13 protein-coding genes are annotated in these 12,854 nt (G+C 30.8%); 7 read left to right on the plus strand and 6 right to left on the minus strand.

Annotated features, from left to right (window positions below; translation table 11 throughout):
- Window positions 1–3 precede the first annotated feature (3 nt).
- The 5 genes from fabF (at window position 4) to LPB302_RS08695 (ending at window position 5,057) form a co-directional block, all read left to right on the plus strand.
- Window positions 4–1,257, plus strand: coding sequence for a beta-ketoacyl-ACP synthase II (fabF, locus tag LPB302_RS08675; protein ID WP_053973919.1), 1,254 nt, complete (start codon window positions 4–6; stop codon window positions 1,255–1,257).
- A 3-nt stretch (window positions 1,258–1,260) separates the two neighbouring features.
- On the plus strand, window positions 1,261–1,998 hold the full coding sequence (gene rnc, locus LPB302_RS08680; RefSeq protein ID WP_053973918.1) for a ribonuclease III: 738 nt from the start codon (window positions 1,261–1,263) through the stop codon (window positions 1,996–1,998).
- Between the two features lie 93 nt (window positions 1,999–2,091).
- Window positions 2,092–2,559 (plus strand): IPExxxVDY family protein, encoded by a 468-nt coding sequence (locus LPB302_RS08685; protein WP_053975312.1) that lies wholly within the window; start codon window positions 2,092–2,094, stop codon window positions 2,557–2,559.
- Window positions 2,560–2,562: 3 nt separating this feature from the next.
- Window positions 2,563–3,990 (plus strand): pyruvate kinase, encoded by a 1,428-nt coding sequence (gene pyk, locus LPB302_RS08690; protein WP_053973917.1) that lies wholly within the window; start codon window positions 2,563–2,565, stop codon window positions 3,988–3,990.
- 26 nt (window positions 3,991–4,016) lie between these two features.
- Window positions 4,017–5,057: an aldo/keto reductase gene (locus tag LPB302_RS08695; RefSeq protein WP_053973916.1), complete on the plus strand. Its 1,041-nt coding sequence runs from the start codon at window positions 4,017–4,019 to the stop codon at window positions 5,055–5,057.
- A gap of 42 nt (window positions 5,058–5,099) precedes the next feature.
- Here LPB302_RS08695 and LPB302_RS08700 read toward each other — a convergent pair whose 3' ends face one another.
- The 3 genes from LPB302_RS08700 to LPB302_RS08710 all read right to left on the minus strand — a co-directional run bounded on the left by LPB302_RS08700 (window position 5,100) and on the right by LPB302_RS08710 (window position 7,161).
- Window positions 5,100–5,672: an acyltransferase gene (locus LPB302_RS08700; protein ID WP_053973915.1), complete on the minus strand. Its 573-nt coding sequence runs from the start codon at window positions 5,670–5,672 to the stop codon at window positions 5,100–5,102.
- 93 nt (window positions 5,673–5,765) lie between these two features.
- A complete protein-coding gene (locus tag LPB302_RS08705) occupies window positions 5,766–6,512 on the minus strand; it encodes an energy transducer TonB (protein WP_053973914.1) in 747 nt (248 codons plus the stop codon).
- Between the two features lie 76 nt (window positions 6,513–6,588).
- On the minus strand, window positions 6,589–7,161 hold the full coding sequence (locus LPB302_RS08710) for a DUF3109 family protein (protein ID WP_053973913.1): 573 nt from the start codon (window positions 7,159–7,161) through the stop codon (window positions 6,589–6,591).
- 90 nt (window positions 7,162–7,251) lie between these two features.
- Between LPB302_RS08710 and LPB302_RS08715 the strand changes: the two genes are divergently transcribed.
- Together LPB302_RS08715 and LPB302_RS08720 are read left to right on the plus strand one after the other, a co-directional pair.
- Complete coding sequence (locus tag LPB302_RS08715; protein ID WP_053973912.1) at window positions 7,252–7,836, plus strand: MarC family protein; 585 nt, start codon at window positions 7,252–7,254, stop codon at window positions 7,834–7,836.
- Between the two features lies 1 nt (window position 7,837).
- Window positions 7,838–8,443 carry an NAD(P)/FAD-dependent oxidoreductase gene (locus LPB302_RS08720; RefSeq protein ID WP_053973911.1) on the plus strand — a complete coding sequence of 202 codons (606 nt, stop codon included), beginning with the start codon at window positions 7,838–7,840 and terminating at the stop codon, window positions 8,441–8,443.
- A 52-nt stretch (window positions 8,444–8,495) separates the two neighbouring features.
- Here the strand turns inward: LPB302_RS08720 and glmS are convergent, their stop codons facing one another.
- Genes glmS through LPB302_RS08735 form a run of 3 tightly spaced genes read right to left on the minus strand, consistent with a single transcriptional unit; the run spans window position 8,496 to window position 12,765 of the window.
- Entirely contained in the window at window positions 8,496–10,352 is a 1,857-nt protein-coding gene (glmS, locus tag LPB302_RS08725; protein ID WP_053973910.1) for a glutamine--fructose-6-phosphate transaminase (isomerizing), read from the minus strand.
- 29 nt (window positions 10,353–10,381) lie between these two features.
- On the minus strand, window positions 10,382–11,944 hold the full coding sequence (locus tag LPB302_RS08730; protein WP_053973909.1) for a DUF4270 domain-containing protein: 1,563 nt from the start codon (window positions 11,942–11,944) through the stop codon (window positions 10,382–10,384).
- An 8-nt stretch (window positions 11,945–11,952) separates the two neighbouring features.
- Window positions 11,953–12,765 (minus strand): glycogen/starch synthase, encoded by an 813-nt coding sequence (locus LPB302_RS08735; protein ID WP_053973908.1) that lies wholly within the window; start codon window positions 12,763–12,765, stop codon window positions 11,953–11,955.
- Window positions 12,766–12,854 lie beyond the last annotated feature (89 nt).

The following is a 12,854-nucleotide window of genomic DNA, read 5'->3' on the forward strand; positions in this document are numbered from 1 at the left end:
TATATGCAGTTAAAACGAGTAGTAGTTACTGGACTTGGTGCTTTAACACCAATTGGTAATAATATAGAAGAATATTGGAATGCTTTAATTAACGGAGTTAGTGGAGCAGCACCTGTAACGTATTATGATGCTGCCAAGTTCAAAACTCGTTTTGCATGTGAATTAAAAAATTTTACAGCTACTGACTATTTAGATAGAAAAGAAGCTCGTAAAATGGATAGATTTACGCAATATGCAATGGTTGCTTCAGACGAAGCTATTGCAGATTCTAAGTTAAATCTAGACGAAATTAACAAATTACGTGTGGGCGTAATTTGGGGAGCAGGAATTGGTGGTTTAGAAACTTTTCAAAACGAAGTTTTAGAATTCGCTAAAGGAGATGGAACTCCAAGGTTTAATCCTTTCTTTATCCCAAAAATGATTGCAGATATTGCTCCAGGAAACATTTCTATTAAAAATGGATTTATGGGGCCAAACTACACTACAGTTTCTGCATGTGCATCATCAGCAAATGCTATGATTGATGCGTTAAACTATATTAGATTAGGTCATTGTGATGTTATTGTTACAGGTGGTTCAGAAGCTGCAGTAACTATAGCAGGTATGGGTGGTTTTAACTCTATGCATGCTTTATCTACAAGAAACGAAAGTCCAGAAACTGCGTCAAGACCTTTTGATGCTGAAAGAGATGGTTTTGTTTTAGGTGAAGGTGCAGGTGCTATTATTTTAGAAGAATATGAACACGCAAAAGCTAGAGGCGCAAAAATTTACGCTGAAGTTATTGGTGGTGGTATGTCTTCTGACGCTTATCATATGACAGCTCCACATCCAGAAGGAATTGGAGTAATTGCAGTAATGAAAAACTGCTTAGAAAACTCTGGTATTAAACCAGAAGATGTAGATCATATTAATACTCATGGTACTTCTACTCCTTTAGGAGATGTTGCTGAATTAAAAGCAATCTCTGAGGTTTTTGGAGAGCATGCTAAGAATATTAATATCAACTCTACAAAATCTATGACTGGACATTTATTGGGAGCTGCAGGTGCAATTGAGGCAATTGCTTCTATCCTGTCAATACAAAATAGTATTGTACCTCCTACAATAAATCATTCTACTCCAGATGAAAACATTAATCCAGATTTAAATCTTACGCTAAATAAGGCTCAGAAAAGAGAAGTAAATATAGCAATGAGTAATACATTTGGTTTTGGTGGTCATAATGCTTGTGTTGCCTTTAAGAAATTAGAGGAGTAAACTATGAATTTTATTCGAAAAATAGTAAAAACTCTATCAGATGAAGAGAAAGAGTTATACTTCGAATTAAAAAACTTACTTAATTTTTCTCCCAAGAATATTAACAAGTACAAAAAAGCATTTACACATAGATCTGTACAAATGACAGACAGCAAAGGAAACCCTATAAACTATGAACGTTTAGAGTTTCTAGGTGATTCTATTTTAGGCTCTGTTATTGCATCTTACCTATATAAAAAAGTTCCTACAGGCTCTGAAGGTTATTTAACGCAAATGCGCTCTAAAATTGTTAGTAGAGAACATTTAAATGAGTTAGGTAAAGATTTAGATTTAATTCGATTTGTAAATAGTAATATTGATCAAAATACGGTTGGTGATAATATTCATGGTAATATTTTTGAAGCTTTAGTTGGCGCCATTTATTTAGATAGAGGCTACAATTATGCTCAGAAATTTATTTATGAAAACGTCATTTTACCTTATGTAGATATCGAAAAATTAGAAGGTAAAATTACAAGCTACAAAGGTTTAATTATAGAGTGGTGCCAAAAACAGAAGAAAAAATATAAGTTTGAAACTTATGAAGATTCTGGTAACGAATCTATTAAACACTTTAGTGTAAAAGTAAGTATAGATGGTGAGCAAGTAGCTAAAGGTAGAGCAACCTCTAAAAAGAAAGCAGAGGAACAAGCCTCAAAAAGAGTCTATTACGCCTTTCAAAGCGAAATTTCTACTACTTAAACACGATAACGTTTTCGTGAAAATCTCAAAAAAACTCGTAAACAATTAGTAAATTAGCAACTTATTAAGTGGAATTAATGCTAATTGATATTTGTGCCTACACATTCATTAAGTCTTGATGTTTTTGAAGAAGAATATTCCTTAATAGGAATACACACCACATTAGAAGATTATAAACTAGCTTACTTACTTAATAAAAAATTAGGAGTCAATTTGTGTAAATCAAAAAACGATTTAAAGTTTAATGACACTTCACATAAAGCATCCTTTTCAATATATAATTATTTAAATGAAGAGTTTGATTATGATTGGTTTTTAATAGCTAATAGCTCTAAGAGAGAAAATCAAACAGAATCGAACGAACTTTTATTAACCTCTGAAACCAAAACATATTTAATTTCAGAAAAGAAAAAAGTAGATTTCTTTATTAAAATATCTGGTAGTTTCGATTATAGTTTTACCCTAGAAATTGTAGATAAAATAAAGAAAATTAATCACATTATTACATCCTATCCAATAGATAAGAATTCATTAAAGTCTAAAGACTTTTTAACTTTTTAAAATATGCCAAATAACAATAAAACTAAAATAGTTGCTACCTTAGGGCCTGCTACAGATACTAAAGAAATACTAACAGATTTAGCTAAAAATGGTGTAAACGTTTTTAGAATAAATTTTTCTCATGCAGATTATGAAGATGTAAAGAGAAAAGTAAAAATCATTAGAGAAATTAATGAAGAAAATGGCTTTAACATAGCAATTTTAGGTGATTTACAAGGACCTAAATTAAGAGTTGGAGTTATGGAAGAAGGTGTAGAATTAAAAGATGGAGACACTTTTACTTTTACAACAGAAAAATGTATTGGTACTAAAGAAAAAGCATTTATGACATACCAACGTTTTCCTAAAGACGTAAAGGTTGGTGAGCAAATTTTAGTAGATGATGGTAAATTACTTTTTGAAGTAGCTTCTACAAATAAGGAAGATGAAGTAGTAGTAAATGTTATAGTAGGTGGACCTTTAAAATCTAAAAAAGGAGTAAACTTACCAAATACAGCCATTTCTTTACCTGCACTTACAGAAAAAGATATGGAAGATGCTGTTTTTGCAATTGAGCAAGAAGTAGATTGGATTGCTTTATCATTTGTAAGAACTCCAGACGATTTAAGAATGTTACGCGATTTAATTGCACAGCACTCAGAATATAGAATTCCTGTAATTGCAAAAATTGAAAAGCCAGAGGCTGTTAAAAACCTAGATGCATTAATTCCTTATTGTGATGGTTTAATGGTAGCTCGTGGAGATTTAGGAGTAGAAATACCAATGCAAGAAGTACCATTAATTCAGAAAAAATTAGTGAGACGTGCAAAAAGAGCAAGAATTCCTGTAATTATTGCAACTCAGATGATGGAGACTATGATTGATAATTCTGTTCCAACAAGAGCAGAAGTTAATGATGTTGCCAATTCAATTATGGATGGTGCAGATGCAGTGATGCTTTCAGGAGAAACTTCTGTTGGTAAACACCCAATAAGAGTTATTCAGAAAATGTCTGAAATTATAAAAAGTGTGGAAAATTCAAGAATGATTAAAGTACCACATGAAGCACCACATATTAGAACTAACAGATTTGTAACAAAATCTATATGTTATCATGCAGCATTAATGGCAAATGACACTAACGCAGCAGCAATTTGTACATTAACAAATAGTGGTTATACAGCATTCCAAATTTCTGCTTGGAGACCTAGAACACATGTTTTGGCCTTTTCTACAGATAGGAGAATACTTGGTAAATTAAATTTACTTTGGGGTGTAAGAGCTTATTATTATAACAAAAACTTTTCTACAGATGATACTGTAGAAGATGTTAATAGAATTGCAAAAGATAAAGGTTTTGTAAAAGCAGGAGATTTAATTATTAACTTAGCATCTATGCCTGCAGAAGCAAAAGGTATGGTAAATACTTTACGTGTTTCTGAAGTAGAATAAGTTAAAAATTACCTTTTTTATAACAAATGAAATATACAAAATTACCAAATACTGATGTTGAAGTATCTAAAATTTGCTTAGGTACTATGACTTGGGGAAATCAAAATACGGAAGCTGAAGGCCATGCTCAAATGGATTTTGCTTTAGAAAATGGAGTAAACTTTTTTGATGCTGCAGAGCTATATCCTGTACCTGCAAATGCAGAAACTTATGGTGGTACAGAAAGAATTATTGGTACTTGGTTTAAAAAAACCGGAAACAGAGAAAAAGTAGTTTTAGCTAGTAAAATAGCTGGTGGAGGAGATTACACTGCACATATTAGAAATGGTGGTTTAAGTAAAGACAACATTATTGATGCTGTAGATAAGAGTTTGCAACGCTTACAAACAGATTATATAGATTTATATCAATTGCATTGGCCAAATAGAGGTGTAAATTGTTTTGGAGTAAGAGATTTTCCTTTGCAAGCTGCAAATGACGAAACTGAAAACTATTTAGAAATCTTAGAAACACTACAAGATTTTATCAAACAAGGAAAAATAAGGCATGTAGGTTTGTCTAATGAAACCCCTTGGGGTACAATGAAGTATTTACAAGCTTCAGAACAATACAATTTACCAAGACCAGTTACTATTCAAAATTCATACTCTATGATTCACAGAGGATATGAAGTTGGTATGAGTGAAGTTTCTTTAAGAGAAAATGTAGGTTTGTTAGCATATTCACCTTTAGCACAAGGTGTTTTGTCTGGTAAATACCTAAATGGAAATTTACCTGAAGGAGCAAGAGGAACTCTGTTTCCTAGGTTTATTGCTAGATATAAAAACGATGGTAGTGAAAGAGCTGTAAAAAAATATTTAGAAATAGCTGAGAAAAATAATCTTACCTTAACTGAACTATCATTAGCATTTGTAAATCAGTTACCTTTTGTAACGAGTAATATTATTGGAGCAACAAAGTTAGATCAGTTAAAAGAAAATATAAATTCTATTAATGTTACTCTTTCTGACGAAACCTTAAAAGAGATTAATGCTGTACATGCAGCAATACCAAATCCTGCACCATAATTCAATCTTAAGATAAAATATAAAAAGCTTAGTAATTACTTACTAAGCTTTTTTTGTGACCTTATTATTTTTAAGTTCATACTCTACTTTGCTTTCCTTACAAATTGCAATACCCTCTTCATTAAAATCCAAAGTGTGTCCATATTCACTTACCCAACCAATCTGTTTAGAAGGATTTCCTACAACTAATGCATAAGGTAAAACCTCTTTAGTAACTACAGCACCTGCACCAATAAAGGCAAATTCACCTATGTGATTTCCACATACAATTGTAGCATTGGCACCTATACTTGCACCTTTTTTTACTATTGTTTTTAAGTATCTGTTTTTTCTATTGATAGCACTTCTAGGGTTTATAACATTTGTGAACACCATTGATGGCCCTAGAAAAACATCATCTTCGCAAGTAACTCCAGAATAAATAGATACATTATTTTGCACTTTTACATTTTTGCCTAAAACAACATTAGGAGATACTACCACATTTTGCCCTAAGTTACAACCTTCTCCAATTTTACTATTAGACATTACATGACTGAAGTGCCAAATTTTGGTTCCTTTTCCTATTTTACAATTATTATCTACAACAGCAGTTTCGTGAGCAAAGTATTCCATAGCAATATATTAGCTTGTTTATTTTTGTAAATGTACTAAATATAAAAACCCAACTAAATAGTTGGGTTTATTTTTTTATAAAATTGTAGTTTTTTAATCTACTAAAAAAGAAATCGGTAAAGTGTACCTAACTTTTACAGATTTTGAACCTTGTTTGCCAGGTGTAAATTGAGGTAATTTCTCTATTAAATTATGCGTTTCTTCTTTCAATTTAATATGGGGTGCTCGAATTTTAATATCTACAACTTTACCTGTATTATCTATAATAAACTGAGTTTGGATTCGATATTTACCAGACCTTAAACCTAAATCATTAGCTAATTCTGCATTAAAATTTCGCTGTACAAACTTCAGCATTTTTTTATCAAAACACTTTTTATTCTCTTCTTTAGATAAACCTTCACAACCTTTAAATATAGGTGCATTTTCTATAGAAATAAAAGGAACAGGATCTTCATCAACCTCATCAACAGGTTCAGGAACAGTTTCGATTTTATTTATATCGAAATCTACTACTTGCTTTTTAGGTTCGTTAATGATTATAGTTTCAGTTTTATTATCATCAACCTTATCAATATCTTCATCTAAAATTAGTCTGTTTTGCTTAACAGGATCCGACTTTGGCTTTACTGTTTTCTCCTTAGTAAATATAACCTCTGTATTGGGTTCTATATAAATACTCTTGGAGACTTCAGGTTCATAAATGGCCAGCGATTTTTGTTTTGTTTCGTGCTCTAGTGCAATGTAGACCACAAACAGTACTAATACAAGTCCTAACTGAGTAAAAATGGTTGAGAACTTTTCTAATTGTTTGGTTGGTAGTTTTTTCACGTTTTTCATAATTAGAAAGTTTAAATGTTAAGACTATGTTAAAACAAACTTTATGCCAAAAAAAAAACATCCTATAAATAGAATGTTATTTGTTGTTATAATTTTCAGCGACCTTCTCTAATTCATCATACCAATTTTGTCCAAATTTTCTAATCAGTGCCTGTTTTACAAATTTGTAAACAGGTACTTGTAATTCTTTACCCAAAGAACATGCATCATCACAAATTTCCCATTTATGATAATTTACAGCAGAAAACTCACTATAATCCTTTACTCTTACAGGGTATAAATGACAAGAAACTGGCTTTTTCCAGCTAATTTCTCCTTGATTATAAGCCTCTTCTATACCACAAAGAGCGGTTTTGTTTTCATCAAAAATAACATAGGCACAATCTGCTCCATCAATTAAAGGCGTTTCTAATTCACCCCATTCACTGGTAACCCAAGCACCTTGTTTTTCAATAACATCTATACCTTCTTTGCGTAAAAATGGTTTTACTTTGGGGTATATATTTTCTAATATTTTAGCTTCTTCTTTCTCTAATGGAGCACCTGCTTCACCATCTACACAGCAAGCACCTTTACAAGCAGATATATTACAGACAAATTCTTTTTCTATAATATCTTCAGAAACAATTGTTTTACCTAGTTGAAACATATTGACAAAAATAAGTATATTTTTTACTGTATTTTTATAAATTGATAAAGTTAGTTGACTAATTTTGCACCAAAATCTAATTGATTTATGATGGACTTTAATTTAAAAGAAATTTTTACTGCATTTATGGTACTCTTTGCAGTAATCGATATTATTGGTAACATTCCAATTGTGATTGATTTACGTAAAAAAGTAGGTCATATTCAATCAGAAAAAGCGTCTATAATTGCTGGTTGTATTATGGTAATTTTTCTTTTTTTAGGACAAAGTTTACTAAGTTTAATTGGTATTGATGTAAATTCTTTTGCGGTTGCTGGGTCTTTTATTTTATTTTTCATTGCATTAGAAATGATTCTAGGAATTACTCTTTATAAAGATGATGGTGATGCTGGAACAATTACTGCAACTATTTTTCCTTTAGCTTTTCCACTAATTGCTGGACCAGGAAGTTTGACAACTTTACTTTCTTTACGTGCTGAATTTGCAATTCAAAATATTATTGTTGCTGTATTTTTTAACGTTATTGTAATTTATATAGTTTTAAAAACATCATCTAAAATAGAAAGACTAATTGGGCCTTCTGGAATCCAAATCATCAGAAAGGTATTTGGAGTTATTTTACTTGCAATTGCTGTAAAATTATTTGCACAGAATATTAAGGCTTTATTTATTTAATATGATGTTGGATTGCTTAATAATTGGTGGTGGAGTTTCTGGAATGCAGTGTGCATTAGTATTAGGTTCTGCGAAAAATAAACCTTTTGCAGTTGATAAAAACATAGCAATTATAACTCATCAAAGATCATCTCATCTAGAAAATGCGCTATTCAACAATGTTCTTGGATTATCTTCAGGGACTTTAGGAAAAGACATTTTAAAAGAGAGTAAAGCCCAGTTAAGTGATTTATATTCTCACATTACACAAATAGATAAAGAAAAGGTGCTTTCTGTTGATCAATTAAAGGATGGATATCGCATTAAAACAAATAGAAATACCTATAATTCGAAAATAGTAGTTCTTGCCTTAAACTACTCAAAACCATTTATGATTGATGGTTTGAATGAATATTTAATTCCTCATAAAAAAGCGAATGTCGAAAAAGATCGAATTCAACTTTTAAATAAAGATCATCTTATTAAAGAAGGCTTGCATTGTTGTGGAACAATTGCTGGGCATAGAAGCCAGTTTGCAATTGCAGCAGGTAGTGGAGCAGCTGTAGCCACAGATATTCTAACTAATTGGAATGGTGGTAAACATGCCAAGGTTCATGATAAAATATAAATAAAAAATCCAGCTGAATAGCTGGATTTTTTTATTCTATAAATCGTGTTTCTTATTCTACAGTAACCGATTTTGCTAAGTTTCTTGGCTGATCTACATTTTTACCTAACATTACTGCTATATGATAAGATAGTAATTGTAAAGGAATTGTAGTTAATAATGGAGTTAAAGCTTCTTCTGTATCTGGAATTTCAATTACATGATCTGCAATCTCTTTTACTTGTACATCTCCTTCTGTAACAACTGCAATAATTTTACCTGCTCTTGATTTAATTTCCTGAATATTACTTACAACTTTTTCATAATGCCCTTTGTTTGTTGCAATAACAAAAATTGGCATATTTTCATCAATTAAAGCAATTGGTCCATGTTTCATTTCAGCTGCAGGATAACCTTCTGCATGTATATATGATATTTCCTTTAACTTTAAAGCACCTTCTAAAGCCACAGGAAAATTAAATCCTCTTCCTAAATACAAACAGTTTTTAGCATCTTTATAAACAGCTGCAATCTCTTTTACATGATTATCAATGTTTAACAATTCCTCTACTTGTCTAGGAATTAATTGCATTTTTTGAATATAATTCTTAAAAGTATGTGGAGCTAAAGATCCATTAGCTTTCCCTAATTTTAAAGCAATTAGTGTTAATACAGTAATTTGTGTAGTAAATGCTTTTGTAGAAGCTACTCCAATTTCTGGACCAGCATGTGTATAAGCGCCAGAATGTGTTTCTCTTGCAATAGATGAACCTACTACATTACAAACTCCATAAACAAATGCTCCTTTTGATTTTGCTAATTTAATAGCAGCAAGTGTATCTGCAGTTTCACCTGATTGAGAAATAGCAATTACAACATCTTTATTTGTGATAATTGGGTTTCTATATCTAAACTCAGAGGCATATTCGACTTCAACAGGTATTCTAGCCATATCTTCAAATAGATATTCACCAACTAAACCTGCATGCCAAGAAGTACCACAAGCAATAATGATAATTCTATTCGCATTTAAAAATTTGTCTAGATTATCTTCAATACTAGACATTTTGATTCTGTTTTCTATAGGTAGCATTCTACCTCTATACGTATCTGTAATTGCTTTAGGTTGTTCATGTATTTCCTTAAGCATAAAATGATCATAACCTCCTTTTTCAATTTGGTCTAAACTCATTTGTAATTTTTGAATTGTAGGATCTACTCTAGAATCATCATGTATTTTATGAACTTTTACACCTTTACCTAATTTGATAATTGCCATTTCTTCATCTTCAAGATAAATAGCATCTTTTGTATATTCTACAAAAGGAGAGGCATCAGAAGCGATAAAAAACTCTTTATTGTCTTTACCAACACCAATTGCAATTGGACTTCCTAAACGTGCAATAACTAATTCATTAGGTTTGTTTTTGTCAAATACAGAAATTGCATAGGCTCCAACAACATTTGTTAAGGCCAACTGTACAGCTTTACCTAGTTTACAACCTTCTGTATCTTTAACCTCTTGAATTAAATTTACTAAAACTTCTGTATCTGTATCACTTTTAAAAGTATACCCTCTCGTAATTAATTCTTTTTTAATTGTATCGTAATTTTCAATAATTCCATTATGAACAATTACTAAATCTCCTGATTGAGAAGTATGAGGGTGTGAATTTACATCATTTGGTACACCATGTGTTGCCCAACGTGTATGACCCATTCCAATATTACCAACTTTTCTTTCTTCTTCTGCATCTGTAATTTTTTCTAGTTCAGAAACTTTACCTTTCGTTTTAGAAAGTTGCATTTTTTCTCCATCAAAAATCATTACACCTGCACTATCATATCCTCTATACTCCAGTCTTTTAAGACCATTTATAACAATAGGATAGGCCTCTCTATGACCTATATAAGCTGATATTCCACACATTTTTGATTATTTTTTTTGGCTTGGTTAATTTATTTTTTCTCTGAATATGAAATTTTTAGAACTGCTTTTTTCTCACCATTTATAGGATCTTGATTTAAAAGTGTAACAGCTCTAGGATTCCAACTAAAGTTCCTAAAGATAGTATCTGTTGTTGGAATATCTGATGTATTAAATGCTTTTATTTTTAAAGTAGGATTATAATCTGTTAAACCAATTACCAAATCTGAAATATAATCTGTAATTTTAAATGTATATTTTTCTACTTTACCATCTGAATCTCGTTCTAAATTACCATCAATTCCACCAAAAGCAGCTTCAGTAATTGCATCTTCAATTTGGCTAAAAACTGGGCTGTTTGTATCTCCATTAGTTTTGTATAAATATAATCTTTCTGGAACTGAAGCAGTATCTGCAGACTGATTAATATAGAAAGTTAAAGAGGCATCATTTATTAACCAGTTATTAGCTCTTAAATTGCTTAAAACAGTATCGTCAAATAAAGTAACTTCTCCTTCACTACCTGCAGCACCCTGAATTTTTATTTCATTGTTAACTGGGTAGGTTCTGTCTTGCATGTCAAAAGTATTTACTCTGTAACCAGACAATAAGAATGTGTTGTTTTTTCTAACAGTTTTTATAGTGTCTGTAGTTCCATTCATATATACTGTGTTTGTATAATAAACCTCAATTGACGGACTTAAATCTGTAATTGCGGTATCGAAATTATAGGTAATTAAAGAACCATCTGCACCAGAAGCTTCTAAAATAACTCCCCTAAAATAATCGTTAAAAGATTCCTGAGAACTAAACTCTGCATCTTCATATTTATCTAAAAATAATTGTTGAATTAAATCTTCATCTAAAGGAATTCTTGCAAAAGGAATAGGATTTGTGCTTGCTGCTGAACTGAATATTTTAATGGTATCCATACCAACAACTGTATCATCTATCATTCTTCTTTTTACAACAAACATAGTATCGTTTAAGCTTGGTGCTAATGGATAGTCAACTTGAGAATTTAAAGGATTACCAACTTTTTCAAACGAGTCTTTTGAATCGTAACTGTTTAATTTTGTTGGATCTGATGGATTAAAATTATTTAGGAAAGTATTTGATCTATACACATTTAAAGTATATGGAGTTGAAGCATCACCAACTAAACCATCAAATTCAAAATCGCTTGTAGCATCAGACACATCTTCTAATGCAACAGGATAAGGTAATTTTAAAAATACAGTATCAATTTTTGTTAAAACAGTTGTTGTATCTGTAATATCTGCATCATCTATAAGTTGCAAATTTGCTTCTAAATTTAATTGAGATACTATTGAAGCCTCAATTTTTTCATAATCTGAGCTTGCATATACTCCTAATAAATATTGGTTGATTTGTCTTGAAATATTATCTGTTTGTAAAACCTCTAAAGGGCTGTTACTTGCAGTAATATCTATAGTAACTTCATTTGTATCAAATTTTGTGTTACTAATTACATTGGTATCTATGTCTGTAAAATCAGATTCACATGAAACAACTGCAAAACAAAAATATATAGCAGCAACTATATAAACACTCTTCTTAACGATATTTTTCACTTCAAAAATTATTGATTATCTGATAATAAATCAGCATAAAAGTTTAAATAAGCTTCTTTCAAATTCTCTACTTGATACCCTAAAGATGGCTTTTCTTTTTCCTCGATAAAAGTTGTTAATTCTTCAGAAATATCTTCACTTCCGTGAATTAATGCATCAGAATTTTCAATAGCACTTTTTAAAATATTAGTATGGTTTGGTGTTTGTATAGTCGATATTTTATCACTCTCATTTAAATCGAAAGCTATTTTGCTAGACATGTCTGCACTTAAATCACCTTCAAACCCATTATTATAAAGCGAAGTAACAATTTTACTTTCGGTAAACAATGGCTCTTCCTTATAAAATTCTCTTAAATAAAGTGGCAGTAAAGAAGCCATCCAACCATGCACATGAATAATATCTGGTGCCCAGTTTAATTTTTTTACAGTTTCTACAACTCCTTTTGCAAAGAAAATAGCTCTCTCATCATTATCTGAAAACAATTGATCATCTTCATCTGTATACACAGCTTTTCTCTTAAAGTATTCTTCATTATCAATAAAGTAAACTTGCATTCTTTCTTTAGGAATAGAGGCAACTTTAATTATTAATGGCATATCTATATCATTAACAACTAAGTTCATTCCAGATAAACGAATAACCTCATGTAATTGGTGTCTTCTTTCATTGATAACACCATATCTTGGCATAAAAATACGGGTTTGTACTCCTTTTGAATGTGCATTTTTCGCAGCTAAAAACGCTGTAGAAGAAAGTTCTGTCTCTGGTAAATATGGAACAACTTCAGACGAAACAAATAATACTCTTTTGTCCTTCATTAATCAAACTCTTTTTATAAGAAGGGCAAAAATACAAATTTTTATGCTAATATCGTGTTAAAATGGTAAGTTTGCAGACAATTCACAAC

The sequence above is a fragment of the Polaribacter dokdonensis genome (genome assembly GCF_024362345.1).
GTDB lineage: Bacteria > Bacteroidota > Bacteroidia > Flavobacteriales > Flavobacteriaceae > Polaribacter > Polaribacter dokdonensis.